This window comes from Romboutsia sedimentorum, from assembly GCF_030131845.1.
Taxonomy (GTDB): Bacteria; Bacillota; Clostridia; order Peptostreptococcales; family Peptostreptococcaceae; genus Romboutsia_D; species Romboutsia_D sedimentorum.
Map to the genome: position 1 here is coordinate 34,252 of NZ_JASKYM010000007.1, position 25,834 is coordinate 60,085.

Below are 25,834 nucleotides of genomic sequence, written 5' to 3' on the forward strand. Positions count from 1 at the left end.
TTGCGTGACATAATTTATTATTATTTTGAGTTGTTATCGCAGTAAATGTTCATAGCATCACCTAAAAATTGTGCTAGTCCTTCACCATACCTATCAATATGCTTAGTAAATCTTTCATCTGCAACGTACATTAAAGCTAATCCTCTAAATATTTCTATTTTACAATCATAAAAATTGTTATTTATATGGTTTCTCCATTTCTCAACTAGTTCTTGAACTTTTTCGTCTTTTGGACTTTTATCCATAAGTTTCGCTAGTTCCTCATATATACTGCTTGCCTCTCCCATTATATTTTCCCAATCATTTTTTGAATAATTAGATGTTTTCTCTTGGCTTTCTTTATATGCACCACTATTTCTATATCTTTTTTCTGTTTCATCTTTATATTTCTCTTGGTGATTTTTTATCTCTTCATAATCAAATGCTTTAAAGTTTTTATTACTCATAGTTCCTCCTAAATTTTCAATAGTTTCATCTATTGAATCTATTATTTTGTCTAGTCTCTTTTTCTTTTCAAATATAAGTTTACGCTGAACTTTTAGTGCTTCTTCTTTATCAAAATTTTTATCATCTAATATTTGTTTTATCTTTTGAAGTGGAAATTCTAGTTCTTTGAAAATTAGTATTTGATATAGCCTTGAAATATCTTCATCATTATACATTCTATAATTTGACTCAGTTCTTTTGCTTGGAACTAAAAGTTCTATCTTATCATAATGATGTAACATTCTAACGCTAACACCTGTTATTTTTGAAACTTCATTTATCATATACATATTATCCACCGCCTAAATTAATGATAATCTATAGCACAATGTTAGAGTCAATAGTTTTAATTAATATTTTATAAAATAAAACCCACTATTCTACTATTTAATAGAAAAGTGGGTAACTTTGTTTATATTATAATGATATTGATAAGTTGATTATTTCTTTTTATAAAATCATCCAACTATTATTTATCTGATATTATGAATTTTTAACTATATTCTTATATCCTGTATACGTTGCATAAAAATACCCTAAATATACAACTATAAATATTCCTGCTGTCATTAATGCAGATGAACCTATATCTGGTTTTCCATACATTATTATAAATTCATTTACTACTTTTATACCCACTATAGAGTGTATAAATGCTAACACTAATGGTAGTGTAAAGTATATCAGAGTTTGAATAAATATTGTTTTATTTATCATCTTATCATTAGCACCAATTCTCTTTAGTGACTTATATCTATCTGCACTGTCACTTGCCTCTGATAGTTGTTGTAATGATAATACTGCCATGCTAGATATTAAGAATACTATTCCTAAATATATTCCTACAAATAAAACTGTTGTAGTCATTCCCTTGGTGCGAGCAATTGCTTCATCCTTTGTCTCTACAACTATAAAACCAGCTTCATCAAAATCAAGTTCTCTGTCTATAAAGCGTCTAAATAAGTTTACATATTTTTTCTCTGTTTCTTCTTTTTTAGTTGGATCATAATTTATATTCAAATATGATGCACTAGGGTTTTTGCCTTTTATAACGTCATCATTTACTATCATACTAAATATATTATCACTATAACCTGATGTACGCATTGCATCAGTTATAACTTCTTTATTCTTTATTGTATATTCTTTATTTCCTAAGTTTAATTTATCATTATACTTTAAAATATCATTTACTGTATCTATTATAATATTTTTAGTAGATGTAAATAATACTTCATTAGAATCTAAGGTTATTGGCCCTTCGCCATATAATTTTCTTATTTCATTGTACTCTGATATTGTTATTACACCAGGGCTAAATTGTTCATATTTTTTTAATTTTTTTCTTTGTTCATCTTTTATATTTTTAGCAAATATGTCTTTAAGTTTTGCATCTATTGTATATTCGAAGAAATATACATACTTTTCATTATCATCAAACTTAAAACCTATATTATTAAAAGACTCCTCTATACTTTTTATTTTGTTTTCTTCAGATAAGTACATTGAAGCACTTGCATCAAATGGAGTTGTATTTTCTATCCCTTTTTGCAAAGCATCCTTAAAGCTTAGCCCAGTTGATAATATTCCCATAGTTAAAAATAACATTAAACATATTACAGACATAGATAAGAAGTTTGTATTTATCTTACTATTAATTTGTCTAAGAATAAATATATTAAGGTCTTTAAAGTATATATTTTTGCTCTTTTGTATTAAGTTTAGTCCAAATCCAGCTAAGCTAAAGAATACTAATACTGTCCCTATCACTCCTAGTAATATAGATATCTTGAATTTCGGATTAGAAGTATCTAATCCCGCTTCTATAACTAATTTATACGCAACCCCTAAGCTTAAAACTGCAACTATAAATATTAATACATATACTAAAGAATTCTTTATTTTTATACTTTCATTTTTTCTTCCCGATGTTAATAAATCTATTATTTTATATCTTGATATTATAACAGTGTTTAATATCATAACTATTACAAATATTATACTGAAATATAATATTGTCTTTCCAATAGCGCTAAATGATATTATAAATTGATATTCAGTCATAGCAACTTCAAACAACTTACTTGTAACCACTGAAAGTCCTTGAGATAGTATTAATCCTAATGCTAATCCACTTACTAAAGATATGGCTCCTACTATTAGAGTCTCTATTAATAATATTGTAGATATTTTTCCTTTTCCCATACCTAAAGTCATGTATACACCTAGTTCTTTTTTACGTTTTTTTATTAAGAAGTTGTTGGCATATACTATAAGTCCACCTAGTATAAAACTTACAAATACTGAAATCGTTGATATTAAACCCATCATCATTTCCAAGTTTGAAGAGTCACTTTCACTCATTTCTAATATAGCCTTTTGTGATTCTATAGAGTTAAAGCTGTAAAATACACAAACTGCTAATGTTAGAGTTAAGAAGTATATACTATAATCTTTAAAACTCTTTTTTACATTACCAAATGCTATCTTAGAATACATCGTTGTCGTCACCCCCAAGTAGTGTTACCACTTCCATTATTCTATTGAAAAACTCTTTTCTGCTATCTTTACCTCTTACTAATTCTGTAAATATTTTACCATCTTTTATAAATAGAATTCTATGAGCATAACTAGCTGTGAAAGCATCATGTGTAACCATAAGAATGGTAGTTTTTAAATCTTGGTTTAACATTTCAAATCTTTCAAGTAGTAGTCTAGATGATTTTGAATCTAATGCTCCTGTTGGTTCATCTGCTAATACTAAAGATGGCTCTGTTACTATCGCTCTAGCTGATGCTACTCTTTGCTTTTGTCCACCTGACATTTGATATGGGTATTTTTGTAGTACTTGCTCTATTTCTAAGTACTTTGCCACTTCTTTTATTTTTGAATCTATTTGGGGTATTTTTTCACCTTTTATTGTAAGTGCTAATGCTATATTTTCATATGCTGTTAAAGTATCTAGTAAGTTGAAATCTTGGAATATAAATCCTAATTCATTTTGTCTAAAGTTATCTAGTGCTTTTGACTTCAGTTTTGTTATATCTTTATCATTTATTATTATGTTTCCTGTTGATACAGTATCTATTGTAGAAATACAGTTTAGTAATGTTGTTTTCCCACTACCACTCGGTCCCATTATTCCTACGAATTCACCTTCTTCTACGCTAAAGCTTATGTTATCTATTGCTTTTGTCATGTTTCCTTTATTCCCATAGTACTTCTCTATACTTTTAACATTTAGTATATTTTTCATTTTTAAATTATCCTCCAATTTTGTTGTTATATGTGTATTCTAATCCAAATTGAAGAATTATAGTATTGATATATCTTACAGTTATATTACACTTTCGTAAGATATACAGCCACATCTATGATAACACTCTAAGCTAAGTATAATACTATCAATATTTAAGTTGGCAAAAAGGTTCTCTATTATAAAAATCACAAAGTTAATTTACTTTGTGATTTTTATAAGTGGAAATATTATTTTTACTTCTGTTCCTTCGTTTTCTTTTGATGTTAATTTTATGCGTAGTCCTAGTTTTTTACAAAGTTTTTGGCATAGATATAGTCCTATTCCTGTTGATTTTGCGTATATTCTTCCATTTGCTCCTGTAAATCCTTTTTCAAATACTTTTTTTAAATCTTTTTCATTTATTCCTACTCCGTTGTCTTTTATTATTAGTATTGTATTGTTTTCATTTTCTGTTGTATATATTGTTACTTTAGGATTTTGTGTTGTTAAGTATTTTATTGAGTTTCCTATTATCTGATTTATAATAAATTCTACCCATTTAGGGTCACTATATATCTCTCCTTTTATGTTTTCTATATCTATGGCTATTTTCTTATTTATAAAATCACTGGCATTTCTTTTTATTACTTTTCTTACTGTTTGTTCTAGGTTAAATCTTTTTACTATATAGTCTTGACTTACTTCATTACTTCTTGAGTAGTACAGTGCTTGTTCTACGTAGTCTTCTACTTTTCTCAGTTCATATTTCATATTGTTTGGTATTATGTCTTCATTGTTTTCTATAATTAGCATTGTTGATGCTATTGGTGTTTTTATTTCGTGTACCCATGTTTCTACATATTCTTGATACTCTTTTTGCATATTTTTATAGTATTTTACGTGTTCTTGCATATCCCTATTAGTGTCTTTTAGTATATTATTTATTATTTTTCCCTCTATGAAATTTGGTTCTATTATTACTTCTGATATTAAGTATTTTCTATCTAGTTGTTCATTTAGGTTTATTAGTTCATTTAAGTAATTTTTAAATTTTATATATTCTATTGTTATATATACAACAATTGGACTAAACCATATTACAAAAACTAATAGAATTATCCCAAATCCTATTCGTACAATTCCCATTAGAATTGCTATTAATAGAAATAGTATAATGTTTATTCCTATAAATAAATGTCTATCTTTTAAATAATCTATAAGCCTCATCTCATTATGTACCCCATGCCTCTTTTGGTTTCTATGTAGTCATTTAGATCTAGTTCTTCTAGTTTTTTTCTTAATCTATTTACATTTACTGATAAGGTGTTATCGTCTACAAAAACATCTGAGTTCCACATGTAGTTCATAAGTTTATCTCTGGATACTATGTTTCCTTTATTCTTTATTAGGTATGATAGTATTTTTAGTTCATTTTTACTTAATTCTAATATCTTGCCATTAGCTTCTATATTTCCTTCTAATGGATTTAGTTTTAAATCGTTGTAAGTTAATATATCGCTAGCTTTCATGTCTATGTAGGTTCTTTTAAGTAATGAATTTATTCTAGCAAGCAGAATTTGTGTGTTGTATGGTTTAGTTACAAAGTCATCTGCTCCTAAGTTCATGCTCATTAGCTCATCCATTTCGCTATCTCTACTTGTAACTATTATTATTGGTACTTTTGAGTGTTTTCTTATTTCTCTACATATATAGTACCCATCATACACTGGTAGATTGATGTCTAGAAGTATTAAATGTGAGTTTTGTTCTAATATGTATTCTATAATATTGTAAAATGAATCTGGGGCTATCACTTGATATCCATCTCTTGTTAGTAGTAAGTTTAGTTCATCTCTTATTACTTTCGAGTCTTCTATAATAAGTACTTTTTTCACTGATTTTACTCCTTTAGTTTTTTATTTATAAGAATATATTAATTATCTTCTCAATACAAGTATATATATATATATATTCATTTTTTACGGTAATTAATATTTTATAACTTAGATTGTATAATTAAATGCAACACAAAGACTCATTACAATTAACTTATGATAAAATGTAGTTCTCACACAAACACAATCATAAGGAGTTAATAATAATGAGTCATAGACCTAGGAAAGTACTAGGATTTAGAACTGCACACGAAAGTTTTTGGAATTAGGTTAATAATATCGAAGTCAGAGCTTAATTGCCTAGTTTTATTATTTAAATTAATCTAGCTTTAACACAAACTCTTTTTTTACTATCTTTCGTACATGTAATCATGGTCATTTCTTTCCTTGATAAGTCTTGATTTAATACATTAATATTTTCAGGTTCTATTACTTCTTTTTTATAAATTTTGTATCTAAATTCTCCATTTAATGCCTTTATTATTATTTCTGTTCCTATTTCAACATCTGCTAGACCTTTGAATACTTCATTGTATAAATTATTTCTATGACCTGCTAAACAAAAATTTCCATATTCTCCAGGCATAGCTGTGTTTTCAAAGTGACCTACATTTTTTTTAATTTGTTTCTCTGAAGTACCTTCAACTATTATATGTTGTATTCCTAAGTCTGGTATTTCAATAACACCAATTTTATCATCTGCATCTGTATTCTTGTATACTTCCTTAACACTAATGTTTTCATCATTAACTTTTGATACATTGTTTTTAACTATGTCATTTTCTAAAAATTCATATACTTCTTTTTTACTTTCACTTTCAAATAAAATTTTTCCACCAACTCTAATTCCTACTGTAATACACCCTACTACTATAAGAGTTATTCCAATTATTTTTCTATATTTATTTTTCATTGTAATAATTATTCATCCTTTTTTTTAGTTAAAACTAATCCAGCTCCTATCATAGATGTTCCTAATACAGTTATCATTCCTCCATCTATTCCAATACCCGTTTGTGGAAGTTTTGGTTTTGTTATGCTTGGTGATGTTGTATTTGACTTTTCTGTTGTTGATGATTCTTGTTCCTCTTTTAGTGTGTTTTCTAGTAGTTCTACATCATAGTTAATATCTGATTTTTTAAAATCTAAATAATTTTTAACTTCTATATCTGCATCTAAGTTTGGTATTTCAAATTTAATTCTCATCTTTCCTTTTGCAAAATGCGTTGAAAGTACTTCATGTGATACTGGTTTATCATTTACAGTTATTCTCATATTTGAGTTTGAATCTACACCTTCAATAAAATCAAATATAGCATAAGTCTTATCATTAATTTCTTCTATGTATGTTGTCTCATTTAATTGCACATTCCCTATATTTTCAAATTCTTTATTAGAAGAGCTTACTTTATTTTTTATAGAACTTACTTTTCCATCCGATGATGGTGTCTGTATTGTTGCATTACTTCGAGGTACTCTAATACTCTTATTTAATGAATTATCTACATTATTTGTAGAAATTGAAGTTATATCTTTAATAAACTTTAAAGTATCTTTCTTGAACATTACATCATATTCAATTTGCTTAACATCACCTGCGAAAGTATCTACACTACATTTTATAGTAGTTTTTGCATCTATATTTGGAATTTCATATTTAATTATCATTTTTCCATTGTCTACATCTTTAGATAATGTATTGTAAGATACAGGATTTCCATTTACCAATATATTCATTTCTTTATCTTTAGTTAAGCTGTTTACAAATTCTAATTGTGCATATGTTTTACCATCAATTTCTTCTATATAACTTATTTTACCCAAAGATTCTCTTGCCATTGATTCTACCAAAGCATCATTAGATATTATTATATTTTCTACTTCACTTAGCTTACCATTTTGAGTAGTGCTATTTTTAGCCTCTAATTGATTTTCATTAGGTTTTTCTACTTGATTTTCATTATTTTGCTTTGCTGGTTTTATTATTTGTTCTTCCTTTTGGTTATTTGGTAATGTATTTATATTTTCTTCTTTAATTGTTTCTTCCAATAAATCTACGTCAAACTTAGTTGGTACGTTTGTTTCATCTATATTTCTTTTTACAGTAACTTTGTCTTTTACTGTTGAAATCTCAAATTTTATACTAGTTTTTTCTTTATCTAATTCATTTAATATTGTTTCATATTTTACTTCTTTATCATTTATAAATATTTGTAAGTTGTCTTTTTCATCTATTTTACTGTTAAAATTTAGATTTAAATTTAATTTTCCATCTTTCTCTTCTATGTAACTTACTTCATTTAAGAATTCTCTATTTAGTGCTTTTTCTTCTTTTGATTCATCTTCCATTATTATGTTATTTTTTATTTCACTTATTTTAACCTTTGATTCCTGATTTATATTTTTTACTTCAATAGCGTCCTTATTGCTATTTATACTTTCATTAGCATTAACTAATAAAATATTTCCCCCAAGCAAAACCACGGTAAGTGACATGGCTAAGCACTTATTCCTCATTTTTTTAAAACTCATAATTTATCCCCCCTAAATAGTTACCCCTTTTAAATATCCTTTTGTCTCTAAATATATTATATAGTATTTTTATTTCTTATAAAGTAAAAAATCCCCAAAAGGGGATTTTTCTATAATGATATTATCATATTCATAAGTTGATTATTTCTTTTTATAAAATCATCTAACTCTGTAGGATCTAGCTCTTTGTTAGATAATAATGCTATGTCTACTATTTGATTACAAATTAATGATACTTGTTCTTTTTTATTCTCATCGTCTTTTAAAGAAAGTAGTTTTTTAATTATAGGACTATTGTCATTTACAACTAAAGTTTTTTCTTCTTCAAAGCTCATTCCAAGATTCATTCCTACAAATTGTGATTTCATTTCAGACATTCTTCTTGATTGTTCTGAAACTAAAATTATAGCAGATGTATCTTCACTTTTTAAGCTCTCTACAGAGTAAGTCTTTATTCTCTCACCTACTGAGTTTTTAAATAAGTTTTCTATGTCAGCTTTTTCTTCTGTATTTTCTTTACTTTCTTTATCCTTTAACACTTCTGATAAATCAGCATCTATTCTATTAAAATTAACTCCTTGATTTTTAAATTCTATCATTGATATAAAATGGTTGTCTATCGTAGCATCTAATACTACAGCATCTAAATCATAGTCTTTAAATAATTTTATATACTGAGATTGTTGTTCTTCATTACTTGCATAGAATACTTTGTTTTCATGCTTTTCTTTACATTTTTCTAAGTAGTCATTAAGTGTTACATATTCTGAGTTTATAGTTTTAAATAATATTATATCTTTTACTTTATCATAGAATCCTTCATCTTTTAAGCATCCAAACTTAATAAATACTTGTATATCATCCCAGAATTTTTCATAATTTTCTCTTTCATTTTTAAATAATGATTTTAATTTATCTGCTACTTTCTTAACTATGTGCTTAGATATTTTACTTACATCTTTATCATTTTGTAAGAAACTTCTTGAAACATTTAAAGGTAAATCTGGGCAATCTATTACCCCTTTTAGTAATAGTAAAAATTCTGGTACAACTTCTTTTATATTATCTGCTATAAATACTTGGTTGTTGTATAGTTTAACTTTTCCTTCTACAAGTTCAAATTCATTGTTTAATTTAGGGAAGTATAATATTCCTTTTAAATTAAATGGATAGTCTACATTTAAATGTATCCAGAATAGTGGTTCATCAAATGTTTTAAATACTTTTCTGTAAAATTCCTTATATTCCTCATCAGTACAATCCTTTGGTGATTTTAACCATAATGGATTTGTATCATTTATAGGAGTAACTTCTTTTACTTCATTATCTTCGCTTTCAGATTCTTCGTTTTCTTTTTGTACTTCTTCATTGCTATTTAAATAAATATCTACTGGCAAGAATGAACAATATTTATCTATTATATTTCTTACTGTAAATTCTTCTAAAAATTCCTTACTATCATCTTCTAAAAATAATGTAATAGTAGTTCCTCTTGTAGTCTTATTATCACTTTCACTTATTTCGTATTCTGTACCACCTTCACTTATCCATCTTACTGGTTTGGCATCTTCTTTATAAGATAATGTATCTATTTGAACTTTTTTAGATACCATGAAAGAAGAATAGAATCCTAATCCAAAGTGACCTATTATATCATTTTCCTCATTCATTTTGTCTTTGTATTCATTGAAGAAATCTTCAGCTCCAGAGAAAGCAACTTGATTTATATATTTATTTACCTCTTCTTCACTCATACCTATACCATTGTCTTCAAATACAAGTGTTGAATTTTCTTTATCTATATATACATTTATTTTATATTCTTCGTTTTTATCCCCTGGTATTTCTCCTAATGAAATTAGTTTTTTGTGTTTGTTTACTGCATCACACCCATTACTTATAAGTTCTCTGATGAATATATCTTTATCAGAGTACAACCATTTCTTTATTATTGGAAAAATATTTTCAGTATGTATTGATATGCTTCCTTTTTGATTCATTTTATTTTCTCCTCCTTGTTATAAATTAGTTTTTTATACTATCCCTTAGTAATTATTATTGTAACATTTTTGTTAGCAGTGTCAAGTATCGAGTGCTAATTTTTTATTTAGATTTATAATTTTTTTATTTTAATACTATATTATTGCAATTTGTGTAACAGTAAAATATTGAAGATTAATCATCATTACGTACATTAGATACACGAAGTATAAATATAGTTGCAATCTTCCATACTAAATTTTTTATTATATCTATATGCAGTATATAATAAGTATAATCATAAAAATTCATTGACAATATAATTATAATAGTTACTATTAATACTAGTAATGATTACTTATATTAATCACATACAAAATAAATATCAAACAATAAAATAGTACATCCAAAATTAGTAAGAAAAAGACATCATTATAAACGGTGTCTTTTTCAAAATAAAATCATTTTTTTGACATACATATTATAGATAAAAGAAAATTATAAAATATTAACGGGGGTATAAAATGAATAGTAAATGGATAGGGTTTAAAGAATTAGTATTAGTTGATAGGGTAAAAGAATGTGATGATATAGTATCTTTTTACTTTAAATCAGTAGATGATAGCAAACTTCCAATACACGAACCTGGTCAGTATTTGCCTTTTAAGATAAAAACTGATGATGCAAAGTATAAAGATGAACTTAGGACTTATAGCTTATCTATGGCTCCTAATGAATCAATCTATAGGATAAGTGTAAAGAAAATACAAAATGGACTTATAAGCACTTATTTACATGAGAATTTAAATATTGGAGATAAGATAGATGCTATGGCTCCATGTGGATTGTTTACATTAAAAGAAAATAAAAGTAATCCAATTGTGTTAATTTCAGGTGGAATCGGGATAACGCCTTTACTGTCTATGGTATATAAATTATCAATTAATAAAAAAATCAATAGAGAGATATATTTTATACAGGCTGTTCAAAATAGTACACAACATGCTTTTAGATATGACCTTGATAAACTAAGTGAAATTAGTAATATTAAAAATATTGTATTTTACAGTAATCCACTTAAAGGTGATATCAATGGTAAAGATTATGATTTTACAGGGTACATAACAGAAGATTGGATATCAAAAAACGTACCTTTAAATAGTGAGTTTTACTTCTGTGGCCCACCTATATTTATGAAGAGTTTAAATAAGTCATTAATAAATCTCGGTGTAGATAAAAAAAATATAAATTATGAATTTTTTGGGGAACCTACTGATATGGAATAATTTTCAGCATTCTAAAAAATAATAGTGAATTGATATTATCAATTCACTATTATTATAAACTTTTAATATTATCTAAAATAATTAATTCCGCTTTCAAATATCTTTTGATCTTTTTCACCTAAAATATTTTTTATAACATGTTCTCCAACTCTTTCAGAGTGACCCATCTTACCAAATATTCTACCATCTATACTTGTTATACCTTCAACTCCATAATATGAACCATTAGGGTTAAACTCTATATCATAAGTAGGATTATTATCAAAATCTACATATTGAGTAGCTATTTGGCCGTTTTCGATTAACTGTTTAATAACTTCTTTGTTAGCAACAAATTTACCTTCTCCATGAGATATAGCTATACTATGAGTGTCTCCTACTTGTGTACCAGCTAACCAAGGAGATTTATTTGATGCTATTCTTGTTTTTATAATTTTAGATTGATGTCTTCCTATATTATTGTAAGTAAGAGTTGGTGCATTTTCATCTGTATCCCTTATCTCACCGTATGGAACTAATCCAAGTTTTATAAGAGCTTGGAATCCATTACAAATACCTAGCATCAATCCATCTTGCTTAGTTAAAAATTCTTGTACAGCCTCTGCTACCTTTGGATTTCTAAATACAGTAGCAATAAACTTAGCCGAACCATCTGGCTCATCTCCTGCACTAAATCCACCTGGTAACATTATTATTTGAGACTTTTGTATCTCTTTTACTATGCTATCTATAGAGTCTTCTATATCTTTATATGTTAAGTTTTTAAATACTTTTATATTAGCCTGAGCACCAGCTTTTTTAAATGCATTTGCACAATCATATTCACAGTTTGTACCTGGGAATGCTGGTACGAATACTCTTGGCTTAGCTATGCTTATAGAAGATTTTTTAGTTTCTCCTTGAGCTATAAAGTTTATAGTTTCTATTTTATCTTTAATTTCATTAGCTTTTGTTGGGAATACTGATTCTAAAGTTTCACAATGAGCTTTGTATAATTGCTCTAAAGCTATTTCTTCATTTTCTACTACTATACTTTGCTTTTCTGTTGTCTTTCCAAGCACTATATAATTATATCCATCTAATATGCTTAAATCATTATTATCTAATTCCATTACTATATTCCCATAATTAGCTTTAAATAAATCACATTCTACATTATTAAATTCAAATCCTATTTTATTACCAAATGCCATCTTGCTTATAGCTTCACATACTCCACCAAATCCTAGTGCATATGTTGATAACACTTGCTTATTGTGTATAAGTTTAGTAACTTTATCTAGGTTTTTCTTTAATATATCAAAGTCTAGAACATCATTTTCTAATCTGTCTGTGCATAACATAACAACTGTTGAATTAGTATTTTTAAACTCTGGTGAAATTACATATTTTGCATCCACAGTATCCACAGCGAATGATACTAATGTTGGTGGTACATCTATATCCTTAAATGTTCCAGACATACTATCTTTACCACCTATTGCAGGTATTTCTAATTTATTTTGAGCGTAATATGCACCTAAAAGAGCTGCAAATGGTTTACCCCATTTAGTTGGGTTATCCCCAAGCTTTTCAAAATACTCTTGTAATGTAAGTCTTATATTACTAAAGTTACCCCCAATTGCCACAGCTTTACACACAGATTCTACTACTGCATATAATGCACCGTGGAATGGACTCCACTTTCCTATCTTAGGATTATATCCATAAGTCATTATTGTAGAAGTATTAGTTTCTCCACCAAGTACAGGTATTTTAGCTACCATACCTTGAGTTGCTGTTGCTTGATATTTACCACCAAATGGCATAAGTACAGTACTAGCACCTATTGTATTATCAAATTTTTCTACTAATCCTTTTTGTGAACATACATTTAAGTCAGATAACATATTTATAAATTTATCTTTTATATTAATATCAGATTCTACTTCACATGCTTTTTCTTCAACTTTATCTACATGAATTTTAGTAGTTTGTTTAACACCACTAGTTTCTATAAATTCTCTTTGTAAGTTACCTATAGCTTTGTCATTCCAAAACATTCTCATATATCCAGTGTCCGTTACTGTTGCTACATGAGTTGCTTCTAAGTTTTCTTCTCTTGCTAAGTCTATAAATTTATCTTTGTTGTGTGATTCTATAACTACTGCCATACGTTCTTGTGATTCTGATATTGCAATCTCAGTTCCATCAAGTCCATCATATTTCTTAGGTACTAAATCTAAGTTTATATCTAAACTATCTGCAACTTCACCTATAGCAACACAAACTCCACCAGCTCCAAAATCATTACATCTTTTTATCATCCCCGCTACTTGCTTTTCTCTAAAGAATCTTTGAATTTTTCTTTCGTTAGGGGCATCTCCTTTTTGTACTTCAGCACTACAAGTAAGTAAAGATTTTTCACTATGTTCTTTTGAAGAACCAGTTGCTCCTCCACATCCATCTCTTCCTGTTTTTCCTCCAAGAAGAACTACTATGTCACCTTCTTTTGGAACTTCCCTAACTACATTTTCCTTTGGTGCTGCTCCTATAACTGCTCCTATTTCCATTCTTTTGGCAACAAAGTCTTCATCATAAACTTCTGCAACTTGACCTGTTGTTAATCCAATTTGATTTCCATATGAACTGTATCCATTAGCTGCATCACGAGTTATCTTTCTTTGCATAAGCTTACCAGGTAGTGTGTCTTCTAATGTAGTTCTAGGGTCTGCACTTCCTGTAACACGCATTGCTTGATATACATAGCTTCTTCCTGATAGTGGATCTCTTATAGCTCCACCTAAACAAGTAGCTGCGCCTCCAAATGGCTCTATCTCAGTTGGATGATTATGTGTTTCATTTTTAAACATTACTAAGTATTCTACTTTTTTTCCATCTATTTCAACATCTACATTTATACTACATGCATTTATTTCTTCACTTACGTCTAAGTCTTCTAATTTTCCATCTTTTCTTAATTCTTTCATAGCTATAGTTGCTATATCCATTAAGCATATATCTTTTTGTTTATCTACATATACCTTACTTCTTGAATTTAAATACATATTATATGTATCTTTAATTATATCAGTATACTTTCCTTCTTCTATTTTTACATCTTCTATAGCTGTCATAAAAGTAGTATGTCTACAATGATCTGACCAGTAAGTATCTAAAACTTTTATTTCTGTTATAGTTGGGTTTCTTTTTTCAGTATTTTTAAAATAACCTTGAACATGCTCTAAGTCACCTAATGTCATAGCTAGTCCTTCATTACTTAAAAACTCTTTCATCTCATCTATACTTAAGTCTATAAATCCATCTAATGTTTTTACTGTAGTTGGTATTTCAGTTGCCATTTTTAAAGTTTCTGGCTTTTCTAAAGAAGCTTCTTTGCTATCAACTGGATTTATACAGTATTTTTTTATTTGTTCAAAGCTTTCATCACTTATATTTCCACTTAATATATAAACCTTTGCTGTATTTATTATAGGCCTTATGCCTTGATTTACTATTTGAATACATTGACATGCCCAGTCTCCTCTTTGGTCATATTGACCAGGTAAGTACTCTATGGCAAATATTCTTTCTTTAGTTTCATTACTATCTGAAACAGGTAATGTTTCATGATAAACGACATCTAAATTAGGTTCTGAGAATATTGTTCTACATGCATTGTTATATACATCTTCTTCGATTCCCTCTATATCATATCTATTTAAAATTCTTATCTCTTCTATATTATTTATGTGTAAGCTGTCTATTAAATCTTTTTTTAAAGCTGTAGCTTCAAGATCAAATCCTTGTCTTTTTTCTACTAATATTCTTTTTACACGTGACTCTGAATTTATAGTATTTAGCATTTTTTGTCTCCCTTTTAGAAAATTTAGTTTCCAATTTTGATATCAGTTCTATAATGCATTCCTTCAAAGTTTATCTTTTTAATATTTTCATATACTTTTTTAGCTGCATCCTCTACATTATCACCTTTTGCACTAATTCCTAAGACTCTTCCACCATTAGTTACTAGGTTGTTTTCCAATGCTTTAGTTGCGCTGTGAAATACTACTATATCTTTATCTAAGTTTTCAAGTCCACTAATTACTTTTCCTTTTTCGTAATCTTCTGGATATCCTCCAGATGTAAGCATTACGCAAACAGCTTCTTCTTTTTTGTATTTTATTTCTATGTCTTTTAATCTATTTTCTAATATAGCTTCTATTATTTTATATAAATCAGTTTCTAATCTAAATAAAACTGATTGAGTTTCAGGATCTCCAAATCTTACATTGTACTCAAGTACTTTTGGTCCATATTCAGTTATCATAAGTCCTACAAACAATATACCTTTATAATTTAATTTATCTTCTTTGAAACCTTCTAAGGTCTTAGCTAATACAGTTTGTTCTATTTCTTTAGCTAACTCATCTGTATATACTTCACTAGGAGAGAAAGTTCCCATTCCTCCTGTATTTGGACCTTGTTCATTGTTGTATACTTTTTTATGGTCTTTTGCACTTACCATAGGAATTATTGTGTCATTATCTACAAATGCTAATATAGAAGTTTCTACTCCAACTAAAAATTCTTCTATAACTATTTTATCTCCAGCGCTTCCAAATTTTTTATCGCTCATCATTTCTTTTAATGTAGATATAGCTTCTTCCCTATTTTGAGGTATTACTACACCTTTCCCAGCTGCTAATCCATCCGCTTTTATTACTAGCGGGTATCCAAAACTATCTATTTCACTTATTGCAATATCTAGATTTGTATATTCTTTGTATTTAGCTGTTGGTATATCATGTCTTATCATAAACTCTTTACAATAAGCCTTACTTCCTTCTAACTTTGAACATTCTTTATTTGGTCCAAATATTTTAAGACCATGTTTTTCAAATTCATCTACAATTCCCTTAACAAGTGGAACCTCTGGTCCCACTATAGTTAAGTCTATATTTTCTTTTTTTGCAAATTGTAGTAATTTTTCTATGTCGCTATCATTTATATTTAAACACTCTGCTATTTGTGAAATTCCCACATTTCCTGGAGCACAGTATATTTTTTTCACATTAATTTCGTTATTTAATTTCCAAGCGATGGCATGTTCTCTGCCACCTCCACCTATAATCAATATTTTCATAATTTGCCTCCTAGTGTTTGAAGTGTCTTATACCTGTAACCACCATAGACATTTCAGATTTATCACAAGCTTCTATTGAATCTTTATCATTTATAGAACCACCTGGTTGAACTACTGCCTCTATTTTATATTCATGTGCTAATTCTATACAGTCACTGAATGGGAAGAATGCATCTGATGCTAATACTGATCCTTTGAAATCTTTATCTTTATTATTTTCTAAAGCGTTTTTTAATGCCCAAATTCTTGAAGTTTGACCACAACCTAATGCTAATGTTTTACCATCTTTAACTATTGCTATAGCATTTGATTTCATATTTTTAACTACCTTCATACCAAATTCCATATCTTTAAGTTGCTCTTCACTAGGTCTAACCTTAGTTACTACTTCACATTTCTCTACTAATGAATTGTTTTTATCTTGAACTAATAATTTTCCATCAATATATTTCATATCATATGGTTGTAAGCTTTTTTCTATCTTAGCAAGTTTTAATACTCTTAAGTTTTTCTTTTTCTTTAATATTTCTAATGCTTCTTGTGTATAATCATAAGCTACTACTATTTCTAAGAATATTTCACTCATCATTTTTGCAGTTTCTTCATCTACTGTAGATGTTATACCTACTATTCCACCAAATATTGAAACTTTATCAGCTTCATAACATTTGCTGTATGCTTCAAAAGTATCTTTTCCTAATCCAACACCACATGGATTAGTGTGTTTTATAGCTACTGAAACTACTTCTTTGCTATCTTTGAATTCTCTCATTACTTCTAAACATCCGTGTAAATCATTTAAGTTGTTGAAAGAAAGTTCTTTTCCATTTAATTGTTCGTAATTTAATATTGGGTTTTTAGCATTTGGTTGGCTATATAAAATTCCATTTTGATGTGGATTTTCTCCATATCTTAAAGTTTGTTCTTTTTGGAAAGTTAAATTAAGTATGTCTGGATAATTATCTCCTACTTCACCTGCAAAGTAAGTAGATATAAGTGAGTCGTATCTCGCTGTAGTTGAAAAAGCTTTATACGCTAGATTTTTTCTATCTTCTAATGTTAATGTATTAGTTTTTAATTTTTCTATTATCATATCATAATCAGCTATATCTACTATAACAGATACATCTTTATAGTTTTTAGCTGCAGAACGTATCATTGATGGTCCACCGATGTCTATGTTTTCTATCATTATTTCGTGAGCTTTCCCACTTTTTAAAGTTCCTTCAAAGTCATATAAATTAACTACTACTAAATCTATCGAACCAATTTTATATTCATTTACAGTATCAACATGAGATTTGTCATCTCTTTTGTAAAGTATTCCTCCATGTATGTATGGGTTTAATGTCTTAACTCTTCCGTCTAGCATTTCTGGGAATTTTGTAACCTCATCAATAGTTATTGCATCTATCCCATTTTCTTTTAGTGTCTTAAATGTATTTCCTGTAGATATAACTTCATACCCTAGATTGTTTAATTCTCTAGCAAACTCTACCACTCCACTTTTATCTGTAACACTTATCAATGCTCTTTTACTCATTTATAAAAACCCTCCTACCAAGAATACTTAATTTATTTTCACAAAATAGTTTTATACTTTTCTTTAAAATTCTATGTTCTACTTCTAATACTTTTTTTGATAATGATTCTACATCATCATTATTATCAACATATACACATTCTTGCATTATTATAGGTCCTGTATCTGCTCCCTCATCTACAAAATGTACAGTTGCTCCAGTTATCTTCGCTCCATAATCAAGAACTCCTTGATGTACCTTTTGACCATAATACCCTTCTCCACAAAACGAAGGTATCAATGATGGATGAATATTTATTATTTTGTTTTTAAATTCATTTACAAATTTAGGACTTATTATTTTTAAATAACCTGCAAGTACTACTACATCTATATTGTTTTCTTTAAGAATTTCTATTATATTGTCTTCATCAGTTTCATAAACAGCTTTTATATCATTATCTATTGCTCTTTGCAGTCCATACGCTTTTTCTTTATTTGAAATTACTACTTTAATAGTGCCTTGAATTTTACCAAGTTTAGTTTCATCTATGATAGTTTGTAAATTTGTCCCCCCACCAGATACTAAAACTCCAATGTTTAGCATAAATTTACTCCATCATGATTGTCTACCACTTCACCTATGATATAAGCATTTTCATCAGTAGTATTTATATAATCAACAACATCTTGAGCTTTTTCTTTGTCTACTATTAAAACTAATCCAACTCCCATGTTAAAACTCTTATGAAGTTCTCTTTCATCTATTGAGTTGAAGTTTTCTATCATTTTAAATATAGCTGGTTTTTCCCAAGAATCTTTCTTTATATCTATTCCTAAACCTTTTGGTATAACTCTACTTATATTTTCTATAACACCACCACCAGTTATATGAGCTATTGCTTTTATTTCATGATTCTTAATTACATCTAAAACTAATTTTATATATATTTTTGTAGGAGTTAAAAGTGCTTCTCCTAAAGTCATTTTAAGTTCATCTATATATTGGTCTAATTTATAATCATAAGTATCTAAGAATATTTTTCTTATAAATGAGAATCCATTACTGTGTATCCCACTTGATTGAATGCCTATTAATGTATCTCCACTTTTAACATTTTTTCCAGAAACTATTTTTTCTCTATCTGCTATCCCAACTGAGAAACCTGCTAAATCATATTCATCATCACTGTACATTCCTGGCATTTCAGCAGTTTCTCCGCCTATTAATGCACATCCTGCCATTTTACATCCATCAGCTATGCCACCAACGATTTGTTCTACTTGCTCTGCAACTAACTTTCCTGTCGCTATATAATCTAAGAAGAATAAAGGCTTAGCTCCTTGGCATATTAAATCATTTACACACATTGCCACTAAATCTATTCCTACTGTATCGTGTTTATCCATCATCTGAGCTAGTTTTAATTTTGTACCAACTCCATCAGTAGATGAAAGTAAAACTGGTTCTTGCATACCTACAAAATCCTTTAAGCTATATAAACCACTAAAGTTTCCTAAATCTCCTATTACGTTGTTATCGTAAGTAGACTTTATTTTTCCTTTTATAAGATCTACCGCTCTGTTTCCCTCGTCTATATCTACACCTGATTGTTTGTATGTTAACATGAAAGTGGTTCCTCCTTATCAATTTTCTTAACTGGATAATCTCCGTCAAAACAAGCTTTACAGAAAGTAGCTTTATTTTCTGTAGCTTCTATCATTGCCTCTATATCTAAAAACTCTAAACTGTCACAACCTATATATTCTCTAATTTCTTCTACGCTGTTCTCTGAAGCTATTAAATTAGATCGACGTGGCGTATCTATTCCATAGTAGCAAGAATATTTTACTGGAGGTGATGTTATTCTAAGATGAATTTCACCCGCTCCTGCATCTCTTAAAGATTTTATTATTAGTTTTGAAGTAGTTCCTCTAACTATTGAATCATCTACTAAAACAATACTTTTTCCTTTTACTACACTTGATAGAGGATTTAATTTAATTTTAACTCCAATTTCTCTTTCTTCTTGTGTTGGTTTTATAAATGTTCTTCCTACGTATCTGTTTTTTACAAGACCTTCTCTAATTGGTATATTTGCTAAATTAGCATATCCGATTGCTCCTGCCCACCCCGAATCTGGAACTGGAACTACTATATCTGCTTTAGTGTCATCATTTTTAGCCAACATTTCTCCACATTTAACTCTAAAGTCATATGCATTAACATTATCTATTGTTGCATCATTTCTAGCAAAGTAAATATGTTCAAATATACAACTTCTTTTAACTGATTTGTAGTTTTCAGAGTATAAATAAGATTTCATTTCTCCATCTTTTATAACTATTATTTCTCCTGGTTCTACATCTCTTATAACTTCTCCACCAAGTATATCTATTGCACAAGTTTCTGAAGCTACAATATACTCGTTTCCTTTTTTACCTAATATTAAAGGTCTAAATCCATTAGGGTCTCTAACCGCAACCAATTCATCTTCTCCCATTATTACAAGAGAATATGCTCCTTTTATATAGTCCATAGTTATTTTTAAGCTTTCTACGATATCACCTTTGTAATATCTAGCTAATATATATAAAATCACTTCTGTGTCAGAATTTGCTTGAAACATATATCCGTCTTCTTCTAGCATATCTCTTAAGTAATTTGCATTTACTAAGTTCCCATTATGAGCTAGGGCTAATTTTCTTTTTCTACATCTTCCTACCAAAGGTTGGCAATTAGCTAAGTGACTTCCTCCAGCCGTAGAGTATCTAACATGCCCGATTCCCATATTTCCTTTTAAAGATGATAATTCATTTTCTTTAAATACGTCTCCAACTAAGCCCATATCTTTTTTGTAGTTTATGTTTTCACCATCTGATATAGCCATTCCGCAACTTTCTTGACCTCTATGTTGTATAGAGTATAAAGAGTAATATAATTCTTTTGACATATCTTTATCTGAATAAATGCCTACAATCCCGCACATAAAAATCCCCCTTACTTATTATTCATTCTAGCAAGAACTTCTTCGTATCCTGCTACAAGATCTCCTAAATTCCTTCTAAATCTATCTTTATCTAGCTTTTCATTAGTATCAACGTCCCAAAGTCTACAAGTGTCTGGAGATATTTCATCTGCTAAGATTATATTTCCTTTGCTATCTTTTCCAAATTCTAATTTAAAATCTACTAACTTTAAATTCATTTTTAGGAAAAATTCTTTCATTAAATCATTTATTTTTAGGGTTTCATTTCTTAAGAATTGTAATTCATCTCTATTTGCTAATTTCATAGCTACTGCATGGTCATCATTTAACATTGGATCTCCGTAATCATCATTTTTGTAACAGATTTCAAATATAGGTTCATCTAAAACTATACCTTCTTCTATTCCTACTCTTTTACAAAATGACCCCGCTGTTATGTTTCTCACTATTACTTCTAGTGGTAATATCTCAACTTTTTTAACTAGCATCTTTCTTTCTGATAAGCTTTTTATGAAATGTGTTTTTATTTGTTTTTCGTGTAACATTTCAAACATTATTGTAGATATTTTATTATTTAATATACCTTTTGAAGATATTTGTGCTTTCTTTTCTCCATTAAACGCTGTTGCATCGTCTTTAAAATATACGATATACTCGTTTTCTTTCTCTGTAGAATATACTTGCTTAGCTTTTCCTTCATATAGTAACATAATTATTACCCCCTTAAGTTTTTATCATCTTCTATTACTTTTTCTTCCATTTCTTTTCTGTACGCTATTAAATGTTCTTTTATTTTTGGATATTTAATACTCATTATTTGACTTGCCATTAGTGCTGCATTTAGTCCCGAATCTATTGTTACAGTTGCTACTGGTATGCCTGGTGGCATTTGAACTATTGAAAGAAGTGAATCTAATCCATCTAATGTTGATGATTTTATAGGTAACCCTACTACTGGTATTAATGTTTGCGCTGCTATAACACCTGGTAAATGTGCGGCTTTTCCTGCTGCTGCTATTATTACATCTGTGTCTTGTTCTATTTCTTTTATAAAAGCACTTAATTGATTTGGTGTTCTGTGTGCCGATAATGCTCTAGCTACGACTTCAATTCCGAACGTTTCTAAAAGTTCTATTCCTGACTCTAGTTTAGGATAATCTGACTTAGATCCCATAATTACTGCAATTTTCATATTTTGCCTCCTTATTTTCATATATTTAAATTTTAAAATTATTTTTATTTTTTTATATTTACGAACTTTATAATTAAATTGTATATTAATATACGTATTTTTACAAGTACAATTTTAATTTATTCATTAAAATAAATTAAAACAATATTAAATTATGCCTAAAAAAGTTTCTTTTTTAAAGCAAATAAAAAAAATAACTACTTTTACACGAACAAAAATAGTTATTTTTAATTTAATGTTTATTTTTTAATCTTTTTTAGTATTTTTAATATTATAATTCTAAGCTATATCTAGTGCCATATTCATAACTAGGAATAAAAAAGAACCATTTTTATTTTCATAAAAATGGTTCTTTCTTTATATAAATGGTGAATACTTAATATTCTTATGCACCAATGTTTTGTTTTGTATCTTTTTTATTTACATATTTGTTTTCATATATTGTGTATAATATTAAAGCTATTGAACCGAATACAATTGGTCCTGCCGCTAGTTTTATAGTTTGAGGCACATCTCCATTTAAAGCTGGCTCTATTATAGTAAATACATTTGCAAATCCTATAAATAAAGTAACTATTATAGCTACAATAGTAGATAGTTTTTGAGATTTATATACCATAAATGGTGTTTCTAATTTCCCTGCTAATTGTTTTTTCTTAAATATAGGGAACGCTGCTGATAAGAACATATATGGTATTGTCATAGCAACATTAGTCATAAGAACTAATAATTTAAAGAATTCCTTTGCGTTATCACCACCAAGTGCTATTCCTCCTATCATAAGTGAAACTATTACAGCTTGCACTTTCATAGCATTTAAAGGCATTCCATTTTTTATTTCTCCCATTTTTCCTGGCCAAACTTCTTTTGGAGAACCTTGTATTAATGTTTTAAGTGGAGAATATGCTAATGTAAAGAATGCACCAGTTAATGCAGCAAACATTGATAAACCAGCAAATCTAGCAAACCATGCACCCATTGTTATAGCTGCATCTTGAGACATATTTAACGCTTGCCCTATTTGGAATCCTAAGTTTTGAACCACTACATAAGCTACATTTGCCATATTAACAGTATCTGATGATAATACTTCATTCCAGTTAGTAAACATACCACATGCAAATATTCCTATTGCATATCCTATAGATATTACTAAAGCTGCTATACCAAGACCTTTTGGGAAAGTCTTTTCTGCATTTTCTGTTTGGTCAACTAATCCACCTAATACTTCTAATCCACCAAATGCAAATATCGCAAACACTAAGAATGATAATATTGTTATTGGTGTTCCATATGAAGGATTTGGAGATTGTAAAAATGCTTGTTTTGCATTAGTTAATGGTTCTGCAAAATCTCCACCATTAGCTATAAGAACAAATAAACCACCAAAAAGTAATACAAAGTTAAGCACTAATATAGCTGTACCACCTATAGAAGTTATCTTAGTTATCTTTTCAACACCTTTACTAGCTACAAATGTTACAAATAATACTAATAAAATTCCTAGAAGACCTAATGTTTGAGTTGATCCTAATCCAAATAAAGACCATGTAGCTGTTTTATCAGCACCCATTATAAAGTTAGAGAACGGTATCCATATAGTTTGCGCTACATTTACCATCCATACTACATAAGACGCATACCACATGAATGTACCTACAAAGGCAAACTTACCGCCTACAGATTTTTCCATCCAAGAGTACATACCACCTGTTTCATTTTTAAATGATGCTCCATACTCAGCCATCATAAATGCGTAAGGTATAAAGAATAAAACCGCACTTATTATATACCAAGGTATTGCTGCATATCCCATTAAATAATACGCTCTTGGCATATTAGCAAAACCAAATACTGATGTAAATATCATAAGTATTAATGGAACTAATGTTAATTTTTTTGCTGTGTTATTGTTTCCAGCCATAATAATTTCCCCTTTGATTCATTTGATTTTTTATAATTCCGTTAGTAAAGCATATATTTACTAAGTTAACTAACTATTTATATATAGTAACACTTAAACGCTTTCAGGAAAAGACTTTTTTACACATTTTTTTTATGTTATTATATAATTAATGTTTTTTATGCTATTTTACAAAATATGTATAATGTAGTTTAAAATAACTATCATTTCGTAAATATAATTTATTATTTATATATTTAAAATCACCCTTTTGTATAAAAGGGTGATTTTTATTAAATGTATTTTTATTAACCTAAGAATGCAAATTTACACACAAACAATATTGAAAGTACTATTAAAGATACATTAACTTCCTTAGTTCTTTTAGTAGCTATCTTTAATACTGTAAATGAGATTATTCCAAATATTATACCGTCAGCTATACTATAGGCTAATGGCATCATAGCAAATGTTAAAAATGCTGGTATTGCATTTGTAAAATCGCTAAAATCTATCTTAGTTAATGAACTTGCCATCATAACACCTACTAATATAAGTACTGGTGCTGTTGCTTGTGTTGGTATTGCTGTAAATACTGGTGCAAAGAATAATGATAATAAGAATAAGAAGCCAGTTGTAACTGCTGTTAATCCAGTTCTTCCTCCATCACCTATACCTGCTGCACTCTCGACATATGAAGTAACTGTAGATGTTCCTAAAAGTGCTCCTATTGTAGTAGCTATTGCATCTGCAAATAATGCTTGCCTAACTTTTGGTAATTTACCTTCTTCATCTAACAGATTTCCTTTAGATGCTACTCCTAGTAAACATCCTACTGTATCAAATAAATCAACAAATAAGAAAGTAAATACAACTACTACCATGTCTAAACTAAATATCTGATCAACTGGAACTGATAAAGCTTGTAAAAATATAGGCTTTAACGATGGTGCCGATGATATTATACCTTTAGGTAGTTCAACTAATCCAGCTATCATTCCTATTGCTGATATTGTTAACATTCCTATAAGGAATGCTCCTTTTACATTTTTAGCTAATAAAACTGCTGCTAATAATAATCCAAATATAGTTAATAAAACTAATGGATCTTTTAAGTTTCCTAGTGAAAGTATAGTAGCCCCGTTAACAACTATACCTGCATTTGATAATCCTATAAATGCTATAAATAATCCTATACCCGCTGTAACTGCATGTTTTAAAACTGTTGGTATACAGTCTATTATCTTTTCTCTAACGTTTGTTATTGTAAGTAATATAAATATTATTCCTTCTATTAATACTGCACATAGTGCAAATTGCCAACTGTATCCCATTGATAAAACTACTGTATAAGCAAAGAATGCATTAAGCCCCATACCTGGTGCTAGAGCTATTGGATAGTTTGCTAAAAGTCCCATAGCGCAACTTCCTATGAATGCTGCTATTGCTGTTGCTGCAAATACTGCGCCTTTATCCATACCTGCATCTGAAAGTATGTTTGCATTTACAACTAATATATATGCCATTGTCATGAATGTTGTTATACCTGCTATAACTTCTGTTTTTACATTTGTATTGTTTTCCGATAGTTTAAATACTTTCTCTAACATTCCCTTATTCATGGATTGAGTAGTTTGCATTTTATCCTCCTACGTATATTCAAGATTTTCAAACTAATTATACTT

Annotated in this window: 19 protein-coding genes; 1 reads left to right on the forward strand and 18 read right to left on the reverse strand. The window is 28.5% G+C overall.

All coding sequences use genetic code 11. The features are described 5' to 3' along the window. Window positions 1-20 precede the first annotated feature (20 nt). The 8 genes from QOZ84_RS12320 to htpG form a co-directional block, all read right to left on the reverse strand. Window positions 21-776, reverse strand: a complete 756-nt coding sequence (locus QOZ84_RS12320) for a MerR family transcriptional regulator (RefSeq protein ID WP_284133265.1) — start codon at window positions 774-776, stop codon at window positions 21-23. Window positions 777-969: 193 nt separating this feature from the next. Beyond that, window positions 970-2,985, reverse strand: a complete 2,016-nt coding sequence (locus tag QOZ84_RS12325) for an ABC transporter permease (protein WP_284133266.1) — start codon at window positions 2,983-2,985, stop codon at window positions 970-972. Then, window positions 2,975-3,742: an ABC transporter ATP-binding protein gene (locus QOZ84_RS12330; protein WP_284133267.1), complete on the reverse strand. Its 768-nt coding sequence runs from the start codon at window positions 3,740-3,742 to the stop codon at window positions 2,975-2,977. The genes QOZ84_RS12325 and QOZ84_RS12330 overlap by 11 nt, the downstream gene beginning before the upstream one ends. A gap of 201 nt (window positions 3,743-3,943) precedes the next feature. Beyond that, the gene (locus tag QOZ84_RS12335) at window positions 3,944-4,951 is read right to left on the reverse strand and encodes a sensor histidine kinase (protein ID WP_284133268.1); all 1,008 of its coding nucleotides are present in this window, start codon (window positions 4,949-4,951) and stop codon (window positions 3,944-3,946) included. Further along, on the reverse strand, window positions 4,948-5,619 hold the full coding sequence (locus QOZ84_RS12340) for a response regulator transcription factor (protein WP_284133269.1): 672 nt from the start codon (window positions 5,617-5,619) through the stop codon (window positions 4,948-4,950). Before QOZ84_RS12340 ends, QOZ84_RS12335 begins: the two co-directional genes overlap by 4 nt. A gap of 313 nt (window positions 5,620-5,932) precedes the next feature. Continuing rightward, on the reverse strand, window positions 5,933-6,532 hold the full coding sequence (locus QOZ84_RS12345; protein WP_284133270.1) for a class D sortase: 600 nt from the start codon (window positions 6,530-6,532) through the stop codon (window positions 5,933-5,935). Between the two features lie 8 nt (window positions 6,533-6,540). Then, a complete protein-coding gene (locus tag QOZ84_RS12350; RefSeq protein ID WP_284133271.1) occupies window positions 6,541-8,151 on the reverse strand; it encodes an NEAT domain-containing protein in 1,611 nt (536 codons plus the stop codon). A gap of 110 nt (window positions 8,152-8,261) precedes the next feature. Further along, the gene (htpG, locus tag QOZ84_RS12355; protein ID WP_284133272.1) at window positions 8,262-10,151 is read right to left on the reverse strand and encodes a molecular chaperone HtpG; all 1,890 of its coding nucleotides are present in this window, start codon (window positions 10,149-10,151) and stop codon (window positions 8,262-8,264) included. A 504-nt stretch (window positions 10,152-10,655) separates the two neighbouring features. Between htpG and QOZ84_RS12360 the strand changes: the two genes are divergently transcribed. Beyond that, window positions 10,656-11,417: an FAD-binding oxidoreductase gene (locus tag QOZ84_RS12360; protein ID WP_284133273.1), complete on the forward strand. Its 762-nt coding sequence runs from the start codon at window positions 10,656-10,658 to the stop codon at window positions 11,415-11,417. Window positions 11,418-11,485: 68 nt separating this feature from the next. Here QOZ84_RS12360 and QOZ84_RS12365 read toward each other — a convergent pair whose 3' ends face one another. The 10 genes from QOZ84_RS12365 to QOZ84_RS12410 all read right to left on the reverse strand — a co-directional run bounded on the left by QOZ84_RS12365 (window position 11,486) and on the right by QOZ84_RS12410 (window position 25,789). After that, complete coding sequence (locus tag QOZ84_RS12365; protein WP_284133274.1) at window positions 11,486-15,262, reverse strand: phosphoribosylformylglycinamidine synthase; 3,777 nt, start codon at window positions 15,260-15,262, stop codon at window positions 11,486-11,488. A gap of 23 nt (window positions 15,263-15,285) precedes the next feature. Then, a complete protein-coding gene (gene purD, locus QOZ84_RS12370) occupies window positions 15,286-16,542 on the reverse strand; it encodes a phosphoribosylamine--glycine ligase (RefSeq protein ID WP_284133275.1) in 1,257 nt (418 codons plus the stop codon). Window positions 16,543-16,552: 10 nt separating this feature from the next. Further along, window positions 16,553-18,085 carry a bifunctional phosphoribosylaminoimidazolecarboxamide formyltransferase/IMP cyclohydrolase gene (purH, locus tag QOZ84_RS12375; RefSeq protein WP_284133276.1) on the reverse strand — a complete coding sequence of 511 codons (1,533 nt, stop codon included), beginning with the start codon at window positions 18,083-18,085 and terminating at the stop codon, window positions 16,553-16,555. Next, on the reverse strand, window positions 18,078-18,671 hold the full coding sequence (gene purN / locus QOZ84_RS12380) for a phosphoribosylglycinamide formyltransferase (RefSeq protein ID WP_284133277.1): 594 nt from the start codon (window positions 18,669-18,671) through the stop codon (window positions 18,078-18,080). Before purN ends, purH begins: the two co-directional genes overlap by 8 nt. Then, entirely contained in the window at window positions 18,665-19,693 is a 1,029-nt protein-coding gene (gene purM, locus QOZ84_RS12385; RefSeq protein ID WP_284133278.1) for a phosphoribosylformylglycinamidine cyclo-ligase, read from the reverse strand. The genes purN and purM overlap by 7 nt, the downstream gene beginning before the upstream one ends. After that, window positions 19,687-21,054 (reverse strand): amidophosphoribosyltransferase, encoded by a 1,368-nt coding sequence (gene purF, locus QOZ84_RS12390; protein ID WP_284133279.1) that lies wholly within the window; start codon window positions 21,052-21,054, stop codon window positions 19,687-19,689. Before purF ends, purM begins: the two co-directional genes overlap by 7 nt. Before the next feature lie 11 nt (window positions 21,055-21,065). Next, window positions 21,066-21,764: a phosphoribosylaminoimidazolesuccinocarboxamide synthase gene (gene purC, locus QOZ84_RS12395; RefSeq protein WP_284133280.1), complete on the reverse strand. Its 699-nt coding sequence runs from the start codon at window positions 21,762-21,764 to the stop codon at window positions 21,066-21,068. Window positions 21,765-21,769: 5 nt separating this feature from the next. After that, entirely contained in the window at window positions 21,770-22,246 is a 477-nt protein-coding gene (gene purE, locus QOZ84_RS12400) for a 5-(carboxyamino)imidazole ribonucleotide mutase (protein WP_284133281.1), read from the reverse strand. Window positions 22,247-22,631: 385 nt separating this feature from the next. After that, window positions 22,632-24,170, reverse strand: coding sequence for a glutamate/gamma-aminobutyrate family transporter YjeM (gene yjeM, locus QOZ84_RS12405; RefSeq protein ID WP_284133282.1), 1,539 nt, complete (start codon window positions 24,168-24,170; stop codon window positions 22,632-22,634). Between the two features lie 287 nt (window positions 24,171-24,457). After that, window positions 24,458-25,789 carry an NCS2 family permease gene (locus tag QOZ84_RS12410; protein WP_284133283.1) on the reverse strand — a complete coding sequence of 444 codons (1,332 nt, stop codon included), beginning with the start codon at window positions 25,787-25,789 and terminating at the stop codon, window positions 24,458-24,460. Window positions 25,790-25,834 lie beyond the last annotated feature (45 nt).